The organism is Arthrobacter sp. 05T47, from assembly GCF_056395825.1.
Window position 1 is genome coordinate 44,000 of sequence record NZ_JBFTKG010000001.1, and the last position, 16,981, is coordinate 60,980.

Here is a 16,981-nt window from a genome sequence, read left to right on the forward strand (position 1 = left end):
CCCTAGCCCAGCTTGGACGCGACAAGCTCCGTGAGGTCCACGAGGCGGTTCGAGTAGCCCCATTCGTTGTCATACCAGGACACGACCTTGACCTGGTCGCCGATTACCTTGGTGAGGCCGGAGTCGAAGATGGACGACGCCGGGTCGCCGACGATGTCCGAGGAGACGATCGGCTCGTCGGTGTAGGTCAGCAGGCCCTTGAGCTCCTCGGTCTCGGATGCTGCCTTGAGGGCGGCGTTGACTTCGGCGACGGTGGTCTCGCGGGAGACCGTGACCGTCAGGTCGGTGGCGGAGCCGGTGGGGACGGGAACGCGGATGGCGTAGCCGTCGAGCTTGCCCTTGAGCTCCGGCAGGACCAGGCCGATTGCCTTGGCCGCTCCGGTGGAGGTGGGCACCATGTTGATGGCGGCGGCGCGGGCGCGGCGGAGGTCCTTGTGCGGGCCGTCCTGCAGGTTCTGGTCGGCCGTGTAGGCGTGGATGGTGGTCATCAGGCCACGCTCGATGCCGAAGGCGTCGTTGATGACCTTGGCCAGCGGGCCGAGGCAGTTGGTGGTGCAGGAGGCGTTGGAGATGATGTGGTGCGCGGCGTTGTCGTACAGGCCGTCGTTGACGCCCATGACGATGGTGATGTCTTCATCCGACGCGGGCGCGGAGATCAGGACCTTCTTGGCACCGGCGTCGATGTGCTTCTGCGCATCTGCGGCCTTCGTGAAGAAGCCGGTGGACTCGATGACGATGTCGACGCCGAGTTCGCCCCAGGGCAGCTTCGCGGGGTCGCGCTCGGCGAGGACCTTGATGATGTTGCCGTCGATGACGATGTTGCCGTCTTTGACCTCGATGGTTTCGGCCAGGCGGCCGCCCACGGAGTCGTACTTGAAGAGGTGAGCGAGGGCTTCCGGGCTGGTGAGGTCGTTGACCGCAACGATCTCAAGGTCTGCACCCTGTGCGAGGGCTGCGCGGAAGTAGTTGCGGCCGATGCGGCCAAAGCCGTTGATGCCAATACGGGTCGTCACGTTTTCAGTCTCCTTGGTGCTCCTGCGAGCACGACTAGTTGAGAAGGCGTTCAAGCCAACTAACAGATCCCGCACGCCATTGGGCAGAGATAATTACCGGAGGACGACCAGCCACATTGCTGAAGGCTAACCGCCTTCCGTGATCCATCTTACGTTTAACCGGGACTGCCCCCGCAAGTGCGGGGGCAGTCCGTCCACAATTCGGGCGGAACGGCCCGTAATGTGAGGTTTGTTACAAACGGAAGTCGTTTCCGTCACGTCCAGCGGTTCACTACAGGGTGATCAGGCCCGTCGCGTTCTTGCGGGCGGCGTCGAAGCGCTTGGCGACGTCGGCCCAGTTCACGATGTTCCAGAAGGCCTTGACGTAGTCGGCCTTGACGTTGACGTAGTCCAGGTAGAAGGCGTGCTCCCACATGTCCAGCATCAGCAGCGGGGTGGTGCCGAGTGCGACGTTGCCCTGCTGGTCGTAGAGCTGTTCGATAACCAGGTTGCCGCCGATCGGCTCGTAGGCCAGGAAGCCCCAGCCGGAGCCCTGGAGGCCCAGCGCCGCGGCGCTGAACTGGGCACGGAACGCGTCGAACGAGCCGAAGGCGTCATCGATGGCCGCGGCGAGCTCGCCCTCGGGCTTGTCGCCACCGTCCGGGGAGAGGTTCTTCCAGAAGACGGAGTGGTTGATGTGGCCGCCGGTGTGGAACGCGAGGTCCTTGGAGAGGCGGTTGATGTTGGCGAAGTCGCCCTTCTCGCGCGCGTCGGCCAGCTGGGCGAGGGCGTTGTTGGCGCCGGCCACATAGGCTGCGTGGTGCTTGCTGTGGTGCAGCTCCATGATCTTCGCAGAGATGTGCGGTTCCAGCGCTGCGTAGTCATAGTCGAGCTCGGGCAGTACGTACTCGGTCACAAAATCCTCCAATGTCGTGGACGGGACGTCCGGTTCGGTAACTCTCGGATTGTGCATCCGGATGCGGGACATCCGGAAGATTGTGGCGGACCCAACGCCGGGCCCTGCTGTCGATTCTAGGGGCGGCCTAGTCGTCGAGCATTTCCGGCGTCACATTGGCCTCGGTGCCAGGGATGCCCAGGTCCTGGGCCCGCTTGTCCGCCATGGCCAGCAGGCGGCGGATCCGGCCGGCAATCGCGTCTTTCGTCATAACGGGATCGGCGAGGCGGCCCAGCTCGTCCAGGCTGGCCTGCTTGTGCGCCACCCGCAACTCGCCGGCGTACTTGAGGTGGTCCGGGACGTCGTCGCCCAGGATTTCCAGGGCGCGGTCCACCCGTGCCCCTGCGGCAACTGCGGCCTGGGCGGAGCGGCGCAGGTTGGCGTCGTCGAAATTGGCGAGCCGGTTGGCCGTGGCGCGGACTTCCTTGCGCATGCGGCGTTCCTCCCAGACCATGAGCGCGTCATGGGCGCCCATCCGGGTCAGCAGGGCGGCGATGGTGTCGCCGTCGCGGATCACCACGCGGTCCACTCCCCTGACCTCGCGGGCCTTGGCCTGGATGCCGAGGCGGCGGGCGGCGCCGACGAGGGCCAGGGCCGACTCGGGCCCGGGGCAGGTGACTTCCATGGCGGAGGAGCGGCCGGGCTCGGTGAGCGAGCCGTGCACCAGGAAGGCGCCGCGCCAGACGGCCTCGGCATCGGCGGCGGAGCCGTTCACGACTACTGACGGAAGGCCGCGCACGGGGCGGCCGCGGGCGTCCAGGAGCCCGGTCTGGCGGGCCAGGGCCTCGCCGTCGCGCACCACGCGGACCACGTAGCGGCTGCCGCGGCGCAGCCCACCGCCGGAGACGACGATGATCTCACTCTGGTGGCCGTAGACCTCGGCGATTGCGGCGCGCAGCCGGCGTGCGGTCGAGGCGAGGTCGACTTCGGCCTCGATCACGATCCGGCCGGAGATGATGTGCAGCCCGCCGGCGAAGCGCAGCATGGCCGATACCTCGGCCTTGCGGACTGATGACTTCTTGATATCCAGACGGGAAAGTTCTTCCTTGACTGATGCTGTCAGTGCCATGGCACCTTTCCTAACTGTTCCCGAAAATATCGTGGTACGCCGTCGCCAGCCGCAACGGATCATGGACCGGACGGCGACCAGACGCCCCCACTTTACCCAAGACCACCTCGGCTCCGAGCATTCCGGCCGCCTGTTCGAAATCGGGCAGGTCCTGGACCGACGCCGGATCGGCCAGGATGACGTCGATCGTGAAGTCGGGAGCGTATTCGCGCAGGACCCGGAGGTGGTCGGCGGCGCTCATGCCGGCGGTCTCCTTGGTGTCTGTGGCGAGGTTCATCGTCAGGCAGCGGCGGGCGGCGGTGTTGCAGAGCGCCTCGCGCATTTCCGGCAGCAGCAGGTGCGGCAGCACGGACGTGTACCAGGAGCCCGGCCCCAGGATCACCCAGTCGGCCAGTTCGATCGCCGTCAGTGCCTCCATGCACGCGGGGGCGTTTTCGGGCAGGAGCCGGACGTGTTCCAGGGACCCCGCCACCGCGCACTTGGCCTGTCCGGAAAGCGTCTGCAGCGCCGTGGTGCCGTCGGGGGCGGTGACCCGGACCTGGCCTTCGATCGTCAAGGGGATGCTGGACATCGGCAGGACCTCGCCGCGCGCGCCGAGCAGGGCGCCGGCCCACTTCAGGCCCGCAACGGTGTCGCCCAGGAGCTCCCAGAGGGTGACAATCAGGAGGTTGCCCATGGCGTGCTCATCGAGGGACCCGCCGCGGCCCTTGCCGGGGGCGAAACGGTGCTGCATGACGTCGCGCCAGGTGCGTCCCCAGTCGGTGTCGTCGCACAGCGCGGACAGCGCCATGCGGAGGTCCCCGGGCGGCAGGACGCCGTACTCCTCACGGAGCCGGCCGGAGGATCCGCCGTCGTCCGCGACCGTGACGATCGCGGTGAGTTCGGAGGTCAGCAGGCGCAGGGCCGACAGCGAGGCCGACAGGCCGTGGCCGCCGCCAAGCGCGACGACGGAAGGTCCCTTGTCCTGCTGGCTCGCGAAAGCCGCGCTGGCAGGGGGGACGAGGGGCAGCGGGCCGGTCAGCAGCGCCATTACTCGCGGCCCAGGTCCCGGTGCGTCGTCGTCACGGTGACGCGCGGGTATTGCGCCAGCCTCCGTGAGAGCTCGACGGCGACGGCCACGGAACGGTGCTTGCCGCCGGTGCAGCCCACGGCAATCGTGGCGTAGTGCTTGTTCTCGCGCCGGTACCCGTCCAGGACAGGTTCGAGGGCCAGGACGTAGCGTTCCACGAAGTCGCTGACGCCCTGGGCTTCCAGCACGTAGTCGCTGACGTCCCTGTCCAGCCCGGTGTGCGGGCGCAACGCCGGGACCCAGTGCGGGTTGGGGATGAAGCGGGCGTCGGCGACGAAGTTCGCGTCCACCGGCAGCCCGTACTTGAAGCCGAAGCTCATGACGTTCAGCCGCAGCGCGACCGGCCCGGTTTCGCTGAAGAGCTCGGTGATGGCCGTGGCCAGACCGTGGACGTTCAGCGAGGACGTGTCCAGGACGATGTCGGCGGTGTCCTTCAGCTCACGGACAAGTTCGCGTTCGGCGGCGATCCCGTCGAGGATCCGGCCGCCGCCCTGGAGCGGGTGGGGCCGGCGGCCCTGCTCGAAGCGGCGTACCAGGACGTCGTCGTTGGCGTCCAGGAACAGCACGCGGAAGGTCACGCCGGTGGCTTCCAGGGCCCGGAGGGCCGCGCGCATGTCGGCAAACAGTTCATTGCTCCGGACGTCCATCACGACGGCGAGCTTGGACAGCGAGTGCGGGGTCCGCGAGACCAGTTCGGCGAGTGTGCCGAGCATCTGCGGCGGGAGGTTTTCCACGACGTACCAGCCGTGGTCCTCCAGGGCGTCCGAGGCGGTGCTGCGGCCGGCTCCGGACATTCCGGTCACTACGAGCAGTTCCGCCTCGACGGGTTTGACCGGTGTCATGCCGTCCGCATCCGTGTCGGATCCTGCCGTCGACTCTGCCATCAGTGAAGCCCCATCTCTGCCTGTGCGTTCTGCTCTTGCGGTCGGGATCGGGCGCGGGCCGCGGTGATGCCGCGACCGTGCCGTTTCCCAAGTCCTTACCCTAGCTAAGTTTGGCGGCGCTAGCTAAGTCTGGCGGCACCGGCTAGGCGTCGAGGATTTCACCGGTGGTCATATTGATCGCCGGGACCGTGACGGCGTCGTCGCCGCCGTCGTCGGTGAAGTGCCGGACGATTGCGGCGGCCAGGGAGGGACCGATCCCCTTGGCGCCGGTGAGCTGCTCCTGCGTCGCTGCCTTGATGCCCTTGACGGACCCGAACTCGGCCAGGAGTGCCTTGCGTTTGGACTCCCCCAGCCCGGGCACGCCGTCCAGCGCGGAGACCGTCATGGCCTTCCCCCGCTTTTGCCGGTGGAAGGTGATGGCGAAGCGGTGGGCCTCGTCGCGGATCCGTTGCAGCAGGTACAGGCCGGCCGAGGCGCGGGGCAGGATCACCGGGAAATCGCTGTCCGGCAGCCAGACTTCCTCGAGCCGTTTGGCGAGGCCGACCACGTACACGTCCTCGATGCCGAGTTCTGCCAGTGCCCGGGCGGCGGCGTTGACCTGCGGCTTGCCGCCGTCGACGACGACGAGGTTGGGCGGGTAGGCGAACTTGCTCCGCGGAGCCGGCGTCGTGGAGTCAGCGACTGCCGCGGCAGTTGCCGCTTCCAGCGCGGCCTGGTGTGCAGGTTTGGCCGCGGCTGCCGCCAGTTCGGCCTGCTCCTGAAGGTAGTGCCGGAAACGGCGGGTCAGGACGTCGTGCATGGCCGCGGTGTCGTCGTTCGCGGCAGCGCCAGTCACGGCGAACTTCCGGTAGTCGGACTTTTTCGGCAGCCCGTCCTCGACCACCACCATGGAGCCGACCACGTTGGTGCCCTGGACGTGCGAGATGTCGAAGCACTCGATCCGGAGCAGGGCTACCGGCAGTTCGAGGGCCTCCTGGAGTTCCTGGAGGGCCTGGGAGCGCATGGTGAGGTCGCCGGCGCGCCGGGACTTGTGGAGCTTGAGGGCGTGCTCGGCGTTTTCCCGCACCGTGGACATCAGGGCGGCCTTGTCTCCGCGCTGCGGCACCCGGACGTCCACCCGGGCCCCGCGCAGCCCGCTGAGCCACTGCGCGAGCTCCGTGGCGTTGGACGGTTCGGCGGGGACCAGGACTTCCCGGGGCAGCCTGCCCTGGAGCCCGGCTTCCTCGCCGTAGACCTGCTGGAGCAGGTGTTCGACCAGCTCCGGGGTGGTGGAGTCCTCGACTTTTTCGACCACCCAGCCGCGCTGGCCGCGGATCCGGCCGCCGCGGACGTGGAATACCTGGACGGCCGCCTCGAGCTCGTCTTCATGGAGAGCGAAGACGTCGGCGTCGGTGCCCTCGGCGAGGACCACGGCGTTGCGTTCGAAGACCTTCTTCAGCGCCACGATGTCGTCCCGGAGGCGGGCGGCGCGTTCGTAGTCGAGCTCGGCGACGGCCGCGGCCATCTCCCGTTCCAGCCGGTTGACGAACGGTTTGGCTTCGCCGCCCATGAACGTGCAGAAGTCCTCGGCGAGGGCGCGGTGGTCCTCGGCGGAAATCCTCCCGACGCAGGGCGCGGCACATTTGTCGATGTAGCCGAGGAGGCACGGCCGGCCGCTGGCCTCGGCACGCTTGAGCACCCCGGCGCTGCAGCTCCGCACCGGGAACACGCGCAACAGGGTGTCCATGGTGTCCCGGATCGCGCCCGCGGTGTACGGGCCGAAGTACCGGGTTCCTTTGCGCCGGTCGCCGCGCATCACCTGGACGCGCGGGTACTTCTCCCCCATCGTGACGGCCAAATAGGGGTAGGTCTTGTCATCCCGGAACATCACGTTGAAGCGCGGCGTGAATTCCTTGATCCAGGTGTACTCGAGCTGCAGTGACTCGAGCTCGCTGCCCACCACAGTCCATTCGACGCTGCTGGCCGTGTGCACCATCGCGTAGGTTTTGGGCAGGAGCCCGGCAGGGTTGGCGAAGTAGGAATTCAGCCGGGACCGGAGGTTCTTGGCCTTGCCGACGTAGATGACCCGGCCGTGCGGATCGCGGAAGCGGTATACGCCCGGATTGGTCGGAATTTCACCCGTCTGGGGTCGGTAACTCGCTGGATCTGCCACACATCAAGTCTACTGAGCCGGCGGAGGTGCCGTGGCACCGGCCGGCGCTACTCGACCGTCTTGCTCTGGTTGTAGCTCGTGGAGCGTTCCTGGCCGCTCAGTTCCGCGATGGCGTCCATGATGCGGTCCGTGACCTGGCGGCGCGCCGGCAGGGAGTGGTCCGGGCCGGTCTTCTCGAAGTACAGCGGCTCGCCCACTTTCATGGTGAAGTGCTGCGGCTTAACGGACTTGCTGTCGGCGGGCTGCAGGTGCTCTGTGCCGATCAGGCCCACCGGGATCACGGGTGCCCCGGTGGTGAGTGCCAGCCAGCCGACTCCGGTGCGGCCGCGGTAGAGGATGCCGTCCCGGGAGCGCGTGCCTTCGGGGTAGATGCCCACGCCTTTGCCGGAGTCGAGGATGTCCAGGAGGGTCTTGAGTGCCTGGACGCTCGCGGCCTGCTCGCCGCGCTCTACGGGGATGGAGCCCACGGCTTCGAAGAAGGACTTCATGGCTTTGCCCTTGAAGCCGCCGGTGGTGAAGTACTCGGCCTTCGCGAAGAACGCGACGGGCCGCGGCATGAGGGCCTGGACGATCACACTGTCCAGGAAGGAGAGGTGGTTCGGCGCCACGATGAACGGCCCGTCCGTGGGCACGTTCTCCAGGCCAATGACCGTGGGACGGCACGTGGTGGATATCAGCCCGCGCGTGGTCCAGCGGATTGCGTCAAACATTGCCATCGGTGTGCACCTCGTTCAGGGCTGGGGTCCCCGGGCGTTCGGAGAGTCTGGTGATCGTCGCGTGTAGCGCCGTGGTGTTGTGGACGATCTCGACGGCCCCGGCTTCGTGCAGTTCGCCGTCGGGCGCAAAACCCCAGCCTACGCCGATGCAGTCCAGTCCGTTCGCGGCCGCCCCGGCCACATCCTGTGCCCGGTCCCCCACCATCACGGCCCGGCGGGCCGCAGCGGGGTCCGACGCGGCCAGGTCCGAGAGGGCGGCCGCGACGATTTCGGCCTTCCCTTCAGGAATTGAGCCTTCACCTGCGGAGGCCGCTCCGGCGCCCGTTGCGGCCTCGTCGGCCGCGGAGCCGCGGATGCTGTGGAAGAGTCCGGCGATGCCGTGGTGGGCCAGGACAGTGCGGGCAAGCCCTTCCGGCTTCTGGGTGGCGACGGCGATGGGGCGGCCGGCGGCCACGAAGTCCTCGAGGAGGGTGCGGATGCCGGGATAGAGCCGGCTTTGTGCGATGCCGGTGGACTTGTAGTGCGCGCGGTAGATGCGGATGGCGTCTTCCAGCTGGTCGGCCGGGACCCCGGCGACTTCCGTGAGGGAGTGGCTCAGCTTGGGGCCGATCATGGCATCCAGCAGGGGTTTCGCCGGAACGGGAAGGCCGAGCTCCATGAGGGCGGCGGCGATTCCGTCGGTAATCCCGCCGGCGGGATCGACAAGAGTGCCGTCAAGGTCGAAGATTACGGGCACTGTTGTATGCGTCACCGGCTTAGTTTCTCACGAGTGTGCGGCAGCCAGAAATTCACATACCCCTATGGGAATACATCAGCCGCATACATCAGCCGCATAAATCAGCCGGATACGTCCGACGACTGCTGAGGGAAACCTGGGCCGCACGGCATGTCCTCCCCGCCCAGTCCCGGGGCGGCCGGGAGTCAGGCGGGGAGGCTAATCGCAGTGTTCAGGCGCAGTATTCAGGCGCAGGGATCAGGCGAGGAGCTCGGCGAGGAACGCGGCGGTGTGGCTCTCGCTAGACTTGGCCACCTGTTCCGGCGTTCCGGAGGCGATCACCCGGCCGCCGCCCGAACCGCCGTCGGGGCCCAGGTCCACGATCCAGTCCGCGCTCTTGATGACGTCGAGGTTGTGCTCGATCGTGATCACCGTGTTGCCCTTCTCCACGAGGCCCTGCAGCACCATGAGGAGCTTACGGATGTCCTCGAAGTGCAGGCCCGTAGTGGGCTCGTCCAGGACGTACACGCTGCGGCCGTTGGAGCGCTTCTGGAGCTCGGCCGCGAGCTTCACGCGCTGTGCCTCGCCGCCGGAGAGCGTCGTGGCGGGCTGGCCGAGGCGGACGTAGCCCAGACCGACGTCGACGAGCGTGTTGAGGTGCCGGGCGATCGGGGAAAACGCCGCGAAGAACTCCGCGCCTTCCTCGATGGGCATATTCAGCACGTCGGCGATGGTCTTGCCCTTGTAGTGGACTTCCAGGGTCTCGCGGTTGTACCGGGCACCGTGGCAGACCTCGCAGGGGACATAGACGTCCGGCAGGAAGTTCATCTCGATCTTCAGGGTGCCGTCGCCGGAGCAGGCCTCGCAGCGGCCGCCCTTGACGTTGAAGGAGAACCGGCCCGGCAGGTAGCCGCGGACCTTGGCCTCGGTGGTCTCGGCAAAGAGCTTCCGGATGTGGTCGAACACGCCGGTGTAGGTGGCCGGGTTGGAGCGCGGGGTGCGGCCGATGGGGCTCTGGTCGACGTGGACCACCTTGTCCAGGTGCTCGAGGCCCTGGACAGACTTGTGCCGGCCGGCCACCTGCTTGGCGCCGTTGAGCTTGTTGGCGAGGACCTTGTAGAGGATCTCGTTGACCAGGGTGGACTTGCCGGAGCCGCTGACGCCGGTGACGGCGGTGAAGAGGCCCAGCGGGAAGCTGGCGTCGATGTTCAGGAGGTTGTTCTCCTTGGCGCCGATCACCTTGAGCTCGCGCTTCTTGTCGTACTTGCGCCGCTTCTTGGGGATCTCGATCCTCTTCCGGCCCGCGAGGTAGTCGCCGGTGAGCGAATCGGTGTTTTCCAGCAGCGCCTGGTACGAGCCGGAGTGGACCACCATGCCGCCGTGCTCGCCGGCGCCCGGTCCGATGTCCACCACCCAGTCGGCCTCGTGGATGGTGTCCTCGTCATGTTCCACCACGATCAGGGTGTTGCCGAGGTCCCGGAGCCGGGTGAGCGTTTCGATCAGTCGGCGGTTGTCCCGCTGGTGCAGGCCGATGGAGGGCTCGTCCAGGACGTAGAGCACGCCCACCAGGCCGGAACCGATCTGGGTGGCGAGCCGGATGCGCTGCGCCTCGCCGCCGGACAGCGTCCCGGAGGGCCGTTCCAGGTTCAGGTACTCGAGCCCGACGTCGAGCAGGAAGGTCAGCCGGGCCTGGATTTCCTTGAGTACCTGGTGGGCGATCTGGGCTTCGCGGCCGGTGAGGACGAGGTTGTCCAGGAAGTGCGCGCATTCGCGCATGGGCAGCGCGGCGACTTCGGCGATCGACTTGCCGTTGATCAGGACCGAGAGCGACGCCGGGTTCAGCCGGGCGCCGTTGCAGGCCGGGCACGGGACCTGCCGCATGTATTCCTCATACCGGTCGCGGGCCGAGTCCGAATCGGTCTCGCCATGCTTGCGGTGGACGTACTGCATCACGCCCTCGAAGCCGGTGCTGTACTTGCGTTCCCGGCCAAAGCGGTTCCGGTACTGCACAACAACCTTGTGGTCCTTGCCTTGCAGCACGGTCTGCCGGACGTCGGCGTCGAGCTTCTCCCACGGCGTCGTCATGGAGAACCCGAGTTCCTCGGCGAGTCCGCTGAGCAGCCGGCCCCAGTACTCTGAGGTCGCCGTCCCGAGGGACCACGGCGCGATGGCTCCCTCCGCGAGGGAGAGTTCCGGGTTCGGGATGATGAGTTCCTCATCGACTTCGAGCCGGGTGCCGATGCCGCTGCACGCGCTGCAGGCGCCGAACGGGTTGTTGAAGGAGAAGGAGCGCGGCTCGATCTCGTCGATGGCCAGGGGGTGTTCGTTGGGGCAGGCGAGGTGTTCGGAGAACGCCCTGATCCGCCCGGGATCTTCGGCTTCGAGGTCGACGAACTCGGCCAGGACCCGTCCTTCGGCGAGGCCGAGGGCGGTTTCAACGGAGTCGGTCAGGCGCTGGCTGATGCCTTCCTTGACCACCAGGCGGTCCACTACTACTTCGATGGTGTGCTTGAACTGCTTGCCCAGCTTCGGCGGATCGCTGAGCTGGACGAGCTCGCCATCCACCCGCGCCCGCGAGTAGCCCTTGGCGGTCAGTTCCTTGAAGAGGTCGACGAATTCGCCCTTGCGCCCGCGGACCACGGGCGCCAGCACCTGGAAGCGCGTCCCGTCCGTGAGCTCGAGCAGCTGGTCCACGATCTGCTGCGGGGTCTGCTTGGTCACGGGCTCACCGCAGATGGGGCAGTACGGCCGCCCCACGCGGGCCCAGAGCAGGCGCATGTAGTCGTAAATCTCGGTGATGGTGCCCACCGTGGACCGCGGGTTCTTGCTGGTGGACTTCTGGTCAATGGACACAGCGGGCGAGAGGCCCTCGATGAAGTCGACGTCGGGCTTGTCCACCTGGCCCAGGAACTGCCGGGCGTAGGCGGAGAGGGATTCGACGTAGCGGCGCTGGCCCTCGGCGAAGATGGTGTCGAACGCCAGGGAGGACTTTCCGGAGCCGGACAGGCCGGTGAAAACGATCATGGCATCACGGGGAAGGTCCAGGTCCACGTTGCGCAGGTTGTGCTCGCGCGCACCCTTGACCACGAGGCGTGTCATGTCCGGGCGCTTCAGCGCGGGACGGGACGGGGCGGCTTCCCGGGCTGCCAGCGGTTCGATGGCGGACTGGACTTCAACGGCTGGATCTTCAGCTACAGCTTTAGGCACGAATCTAATGCTAATCGAAAACTTCTTCGAAAAACTATTCCGCGCGCCGCGGGCCCTTCCGGATGTGCTAGTGGCGGTCGTAGGCGGCGGCCAGCAGCTGCACGGCCTCGGCGAAGCTCGCGCCCTGGGCCTTGGCGGCCGCAGCGAACTCGGTGGCGGCGGCGGACAGCGAGCTCCAGGCAGCGTCGCGGGCGCAGACGACCGTGCCGTTCCGGCCCCGCGTCACCACCACGCCGGCGGCCTCGAGTTCCTTGTATGCCCGCGCCACGGTGTGCGGTGCCACGCCGAGCTCGCCGGCGAGGCTCCGCACGGCCGGAAGCCGGGTGCCGGGGGCGAGCGTGCCGTTGTCGGCGCGTTCAATGACGTAGAGCCGGAGCTGTTCGAAGAGCGGCACGGAGCTGGCCGGGTTGGTCCGCCAGGAGCCGGGAAAACGCTCCCCCGCCGTATCCACGGGACTCACTGTTCGGCCTTCCGGACGGTGCGCACGTGTTCGCGGCCGGCGAACTGGGCCTCGTACAAATCCTTGTAGAGCCCGCGCCTGGCCATCAGCTGCTGATGGGTCCCGTGTTCAACGATTCGTCCGTGGTCCATGACGAGAATTAGATCAGCGTCACGGACCGTGGACAAACGGTGCGCGATCACGAAGCTCGTGTGACCTTGCCTCAGCTGTTCCATGGCGTGGCGGATCTGCACCTCGGTGCGGCTGTCCACGGAACTCGTGGCCTCGTCCAGCACCAGGATGCTGCGCCCCGCGATCTGCGCCCGGGCGATCGAGACGAGCTGGCGCTGGCCCCGGCTCAGGGAATCGCCGTCGTTGCCGAGCATCGTGGCGTAGCCGGCCGGGAGGGACCTGACGAACTGGTCCACGTGGCTGGCCCGGGCCGCCTCCAGGATGTCGGCGTCGGCGGCGCCGGGGCGGCCGTATTCGATGTTCTCCCGGATGCTGCCGGTGAACAGCCAGGCGTCCTGCAGGACGGTACCGAAGGCGCTGCGCAGAACGTCCCGCGGGATGGTGGCGATGTCGGTCGAATCCACCAGGATCCGTCCGGAGTCCAGTTCGTAGAAGCGCATCAGGAGGTTGACCACGGTGGTCTTGCCGGCCCCGGTGTGTCCCACGATTGCCACGGTCTGTCCCGGTTCCACCGTGAAGGACAGGTCCTTCACCACGGGGGTGCCGGGACTGTAACTGAAAGTGACGTGCTCGAACGTGACCCGGCCCGCCACGGCACCGGGAACCAGCGTCTCCGGAACCAGCGCCGCAGAGGACCCGGGCGTGGCATCGGACTTGCGTCCGTTGTGCGACCTGCGCGGGACATGGACTTTTCGCAAGGTGGCGCTGCCGCGAAGCTTGCCGGCGCCGTTGGCTGACACGGCCGGCACGGCGGCGTCCGCCGGGATCTCCGGGGCGTCAAGCAGCTCAAAGACGCGCTCCGCCGAGGCGAGGCAGGATTGCAGGAGGGTCAGCATGCCGCCGATCTGGCCCACGGGCTGGCTGAAGAGGCGGGAAAACTGGAAGAAGGCCTGGATGCCGCCGATTGTCATGGCCCCGGCGGTAACCTGCAACGCCCCCACCACGGCCACGGCGATGTAGTTGAGGTTGGCGACAAACACCAACAGCGGCTGCACAATGCCGGACAAATACTGGGCCCGGGTGCTCGAGCGCGTGAGCTTTTCGTTGTACTCCCGGAAGACCTCCGCTGAGGCCTCCTGCCGGCCGAAGGCCTTGACCACTTCATGCCCGGTGAAGGTTTCTTCGAGTTGGGCGGTCAGTGCGCCCGTGCTGCTCCACTGCTCCTTGAAGTGTGCCTGGGAGTGCCGGGCCACCAACACGGTGATCACGGTGGACACCGGCACGGAGAGGACAGCAATCAGGGCCAGCAGCGGCGAGAGCCACAGCATCATGGCCAGTGCGGCGGTCAGCATCAGGACGGACAGGATCAGCTGGTTGAGGAGTTGGTTGAGGGCCTGCGAGATGTTGTCGACGTCGTTGGTGGCGCGGCTGAGCACGTCGCCGCGGCGTTGCTCCTCGAAATGACTGGAGGGCAGCACATGGAGCTTCTGTTCCACGGAGCCGCGGAGTCCGTAGCTGAGGCGCTGCACGGCCGTGGCGGTCAGGGACCCCTGGATCCAGCTGAAGAGCGAGGCGCCGGCGTACATGGCGGATACCGCCAGCAGCCGGGCGGCCAGCTCCTGTTCGTCGAGGGAACCGCCCAGGAATCCCCCCACGACGACGTCGGTCGCGTCACCGAGGACCTTGGGGGCCGCCACGTTGAGTGTCACGAACGCACAGGTGGCGGCGATGACACCGGCCATCCGCCACTTCAGCGGTACCAGGAGGCGCAGGAGGCGGGCGGCGGACTGCCACTTGATGCGCTCCGCGGGGGCGGCCGCAGCGGCCCTGGCTGCGGTCCCGGTGCGGGATGTGCGCCCGCGCATCACGGGGCTTCCTCCAACACCAGCTGGGACGCGGCAATTTCCTGGTAGCTGGGCGAGGTCTCCATGAGTTCGCTGTGCGTGCCCTGCGCGACCAGGCGGCCATCCTCGAGCACCAGGATCAGCCCGGCGTCCACGATCGTTGACACGCGTTCGGCCACGACCAGCACAGTCGCCGACCTCAGCAGCGGCTCGATCGCCGCCCGGAGCCGGACATCGGTTCCGTAGTCCAGGGCCGAGAAACTGTCATCGAAAAGGTATGCCGGGGCATTCTTGAGCAGTGCCCGGGCGATGCACAGCCGCTGCCGTTCGCCGCCGGAGAAGTTGGTGCCGCCCTGGCTCACCGGCGCTTCGAGCCCCAGCGGCAATTCGCGGACAAAGTCGGCGGCCTGGGCCGCTTCGAGCGCCTGCCACAATTCCGGCTCGTCCGCGGCAGGCGAGCCGAGCCGAAGATTTTCCGCGACCGTGCCTGCGAAGAGATAGGACTGCTGCGGGACGACGGCGATCAGGCTCCGCAGGTCCTCCAGCGGCATGGCCCGCACATTGCGCCCGCCGATGAGGATCTCGCCGGCGGTCGCGTCGAGGAACCGGGGAAGCAGGTTCAGGAGCGTCGTCTTGCCGCTGCCGGTTGCGCCGATGATCGCCGTCGTGGTCCCGGGCCGCGCGGTGAACGAGACTCCGTCCAGCACCGGCGCCTCGGCGCCCGGATAGGCGAAGGACACATTCCGGAACTCGACGCTCCGGCCCACGGGCGCGGCATGGCGGGGATGCGCAGCCTGGCCGGGGTGTGCACCATGGCCGGGCTGGCCGGCACGGGCGCTGGCCCGGGCGCCGCCCCTGGCACCGGCAGGCGTTGCAGGATCGGCGATGGCCGGTTCCGTGTCCAGCACCTCGCGGATCCGTTCGGCGCATGCCGCCGCCCGCGGGGCGGTCATGAAGACGTACATCGCCATCATGATGGCAATCAGGATCTGCAGGATGTAGGCGATGAAAGCGGTCAGCGCCCCCAGCCGCATTTCGCCGGAGTCGATCCGATGGCCGCCGAACCACACCACGAACACGGACGACAGGTTCACCACGAACATGATCATCGGCATCATTGCCGCGACCAGCAGGGCGGATTTGAGGTTGTTGCGGGTGAGGTCCTTGTTGGCTTCATCGAAACGTCGGATTTCATGGTCCTGCCGGACAAAGCTGCGGATGACGTTGGCGCCGATGATCTGCTCACGCATGACCCGGCCGATCCGGTCCAGGAGCCCCTGGCCCTGGCGGTACAGCGGAATCAGCTGGCGCACGATCACCGTCATGATCACTGTAAGGACCGGGATGACCACCACCACGATCCAGGACAGCACCACGTCCTGGTGCACGGCCAGCACGATTCCGCCGATGAAGATCGCCGGCGCGGCAATGAGCATGATGAACACCAGGACGGCGAGGTTTTGGATCTGGGCGACGTCGTTGGTGGTCCGGGTGACCAGGCTGGGGGCCCCGAAAACGCTGACTTCCTGGGAGGAGAAGGACTGCACCTTGATGAAGAGCTCCCCACGCAGCTGGCCGCCAATTTCCATGGCGACAACGGCGCCCAAATATCCGGCCGCGATGGCAGCGATCACCTGGACGGCGGCGATGCCGGCCATCCAGCCGCCGAGATGGAGGATTTCCCCTTTGTCCCCGCCGATGATGCCGTCGTCGATGATCGCGGCGTTCAAGGTGGGCAGAAGCAGGTTGGCGGTGGCTTGCACGAGCTGCAGCACAACAATGGCCAGCACGCGCCCCTTATGCGCGGACAGCAGCCGCGCCATCAGGCCTATTAGCACCGAACCTCCATTACTAGCCCAGGGCCCGGAATGGGAAACAGCCTAACGGCTGCCCCCATGCCGCCACGTCATTGTAAGCCCCATTCCAGAGTGCTTTGTGTCAACCGGCGGACACTCCGCTCACCCGGTTTTTTGCGCCACCGCGAAGGTGCGCCGGAACGGGAACACAGTCCCGTGCCGGCCCGCGGGATACGCGTCGTCCAGCCTTGCCGAATATTCGGCCTCAAATTTCCGGGCTGCCTCCTCGGGAAGGGCCGCGAGGACCGGCCTGAGTCCCGTGCCGCGGACCCACTCCAGCACGGGGTGGGCGCCCGGGAGCAGCTGCATGTAGGTGGTCTCCCAGGCGTCGGCGGCGCACCCGGCGTCGAGCATGATCTCCAGGTACTCTGCCGCCTCCCCCACCACGTCGTCGTGGCGCAGGACCCCGGCGAGCCGCCCGGCCCAGGCCGGCGAGTCGGCCAGCTCCCGCATCAGGGTGTGGGACGGGGCGCTGAAGTTCCCCGGCACCTGCAGCGCGAACCAGGCGCCCGGCTTGAGGGCATCGAGCCACTCCGGCAACAGCTTCCGGTGCTCGGGCACCCACTGCAGGGCGGCGTTCGTGACCACCACGTCCGTGTCCCCGGAGGGCGTCCAGTGCGCGATGTCGGCCAGGTCGTAGGAGAGATTGGCCGCCGCGGCCGCATACTTCTTTGACGTCGCCAGCATTTCCGCCGAGGAATCCAGTCCCATCACCTGGGCGCCCGGCCACCGGTCCGCGAGCGTCGCGGTCAGGTTGCCCGGACCACAGCCGAGGTCCACGACGTGCCGCGGCGCGTCGGCATGAATCCGTCCCGTCAGATCAAAAAACGGCCTGTCCCGGTAGTCCCCGAACTGCACGTATTTCTCAGGATCCCACTTCATGGCACCTCCAGTTTCCGGCAATTCTGTCCTATCCGAAGCGTAGTCCCGGCCCGTAGGCCAGCCAAGGAG

At 67.3% G+C, this 16,981-nt stretch carries 13 protein-coding genes; all 13 read right to left on the reverse strand.

The window, feature by feature from the left end:
* Window positions 1–2: 2 nt before the first annotated feature.
* The 13 genes from gap to AC1DEY_RS00285 all read right to left on the reverse strand — a co-directional run bounded on the left by gap (window position 3) and on the right by AC1DEY_RS00285 (window position 16,912).
* The gene (gene gap, locus AC1DEY_RS00225) at window positions 3–1,013 is read right to left on the reverse strand and encodes a type I glyceraldehyde-3-phosphate dehydrogenase (protein ID WP_476866233.1); all 1,011 of its coding nucleotides are present in this window, start codon (window positions 1,011–1,013) and stop codon (window positions 3–5) included.
* 271 nt (window positions 1,014–1,284) lie between these two features.
* Window positions 1,285–1,908, reverse strand: coding sequence for a superoxide dismutase (locus AC1DEY_RS00230; RefSeq protein ID WP_476866234.1), 624 nt, complete (start codon window positions 1,906–1,908; stop codon window positions 1,285–1,287).
* A 127-nt stretch (window positions 1,909–2,035) separates the two neighbouring features.
* The gene (gene whiA, locus AC1DEY_RS00235; protein ID WP_018772999.1) at window positions 2,036–3,016 is read right to left on the reverse strand and encodes a DNA-binding protein WhiA; all 981 of its coding nucleotides are present in this window, start codon (window positions 3,014–3,016) and stop codon (window positions 2,036–2,038) included.
* Window positions 3,017–3,026: 10 nt separating this feature from the next.
* Window positions 3,027–4,046, reverse strand: a complete 1,020-nt coding sequence (locus tag AC1DEY_RS00240; protein ID WP_441408578.1) for a gluconeogenesis factor YvcK family protein — start codon at window positions 4,044–4,046, stop codon at window positions 3,027–3,029.
* Window positions 4,046–4,969 (reverse strand): RNase adapter RapZ, encoded by a 924-nt coding sequence (gene rapZ, locus AC1DEY_RS00245; RefSeq protein ID WP_476866235.1) that lies wholly within the window; start codon window positions 4,967–4,969, stop codon window positions 4,046–4,048. The genes AC1DEY_RS00240 and rapZ overlap by 1 nt, the downstream gene beginning before the upstream one ends.
* Before the next feature lie 142 nt (window positions 4,970–5,111).
* Window positions 5,112–7,121 carry an excinuclease ABC subunit UvrC gene (gene uvrC / locus AC1DEY_RS00250; RefSeq protein WP_476866236.1) on the reverse strand — a complete coding sequence of 670 codons (2,010 nt, stop codon included), beginning with the start codon at window positions 7,119–7,121 and terminating at the stop codon, window positions 5,112–5,114.
* A gap of 47 nt (window positions 7,122–7,168) precedes the next feature.
* Window positions 7,169–7,837 carry a lysophospholipid acyltransferase family protein gene (locus AC1DEY_RS00255; protein WP_441408575.1) on the reverse strand — a complete coding sequence of 223 codons (669 nt, stop codon included), beginning with the start codon at window positions 7,835–7,837 and terminating at the stop codon, window positions 7,169–7,171.
* Complete coding sequence (locus AC1DEY_RS00260; protein ID WP_476866237.1) at window positions 7,824–8,588, reverse strand: HAD hydrolase-like protein; 765 nt, start codon at window positions 8,586–8,588, stop codon at window positions 7,824–7,826. Before AC1DEY_RS00260 ends, AC1DEY_RS00255 begins: the two co-directional genes overlap by 14 nt.
* Window positions 8,589–8,810: 222 nt before the next feature.
* Window positions 8,811–11,759, reverse strand: coding sequence for an excinuclease ABC subunit UvrA (uvrA, locus tag AC1DEY_RS00265; protein WP_476866238.1), 2,949 nt, complete (start codon window positions 11,757–11,759; stop codon window positions 8,811–8,813).
* 67 nt (window positions 11,760–11,826) lie between these two features.
* Complete coding sequence (locus AC1DEY_RS00270) at window positions 11,827–12,219, reverse strand: GntR family transcriptional regulator (RefSeq protein ID WP_441408572.1); 393 nt, start codon at window positions 12,217–12,219, stop codon at window positions 11,827–11,829.
* Window positions 12,216–14,195, reverse strand: coding sequence for an ABC transporter ATP-binding protein (locus AC1DEY_RS00275; RefSeq protein ID WP_476866239.1), 1,980 nt, complete (start codon window positions 14,193–14,195; stop codon window positions 12,216–12,218). The genes AC1DEY_RS00270 and AC1DEY_RS00275 overlap by 4 nt, the downstream gene beginning before the upstream one ends.
* Window positions 14,195–15,997, reverse strand: a complete 1,803-nt coding sequence (locus AC1DEY_RS00280) for an ABC transporter ATP-binding protein (protein ID WP_476866562.1) — start codon at window positions 15,995–15,997, stop codon at window positions 14,195–14,197. Before AC1DEY_RS00280 ends, AC1DEY_RS00275 begins: the two co-directional genes overlap by 1 nt.
* 135 nt (window positions 15,998–16,132) lie before the next feature.
* Complete coding sequence (locus AC1DEY_RS00285; protein WP_476866240.1) at window positions 16,133–16,912, reverse strand: trans-aconitate 2-methyltransferase; 780 nt, start codon at window positions 16,910–16,912, stop codon at window positions 16,133–16,135.
* Between the last annotated feature and the right edge of the window lie 69 nt (window positions 16,913–16,981).

Excerpts from the sequence above, each read along its gene's own strand:
- whiA (WP_018772999.1), bottom strand. The coding sequence starts at position 3,016 with ATGGCACTGACAGCATCAGTCAAGGAAGAACTTTCCCGTCTGGATATC.
- AC1DEY_RS00275 (WP_476866239.1), bottom strand. The coding sequence starts at position 14,195 with ATGCGCGGGCGCACATCCCGCACCGGGACCGCAGCCAGGGCCGCTGCG.
- AC1DEY_RS00240 (WP_441408578.1), bottom strand. The coding sequence starts at position 4,046 with ATGGCGCTGCTGACCGGCCCGCTGCCCCTCGTCCCCCCTGCCAGCGCG.
- rapZ (WP_476866235.1), bottom strand. The coding sequence starts at position 4,969 with ATGGCAGAGTCGACGGCAGGATCCGACACGGATGCGGACGGCATGACA.
- AC1DEY_RS00285 (WP_476866240.1), bottom strand. The coding sequence starts at position 16,912 with ATGAAGTGGGATCCTGAGAAATACGTGCAGTTCGGGGACTACCGGGAC.
- AC1DEY_RS00255 (WP_441408575.1), bottom strand. The coding sequence starts at position 7,837 with ATGGCAATGTTTGACGCAATCCGCTGGACCACGCGCGGGCTGATATCC.
- AC1DEY_RS00280 (WP_476866562.1), bottom strand. The coding sequence starts at position 15,997 with ATGGCGCGGCTGCTGTCCGCGCATAAGGGGCGCGTGCTGGCCATTGTT.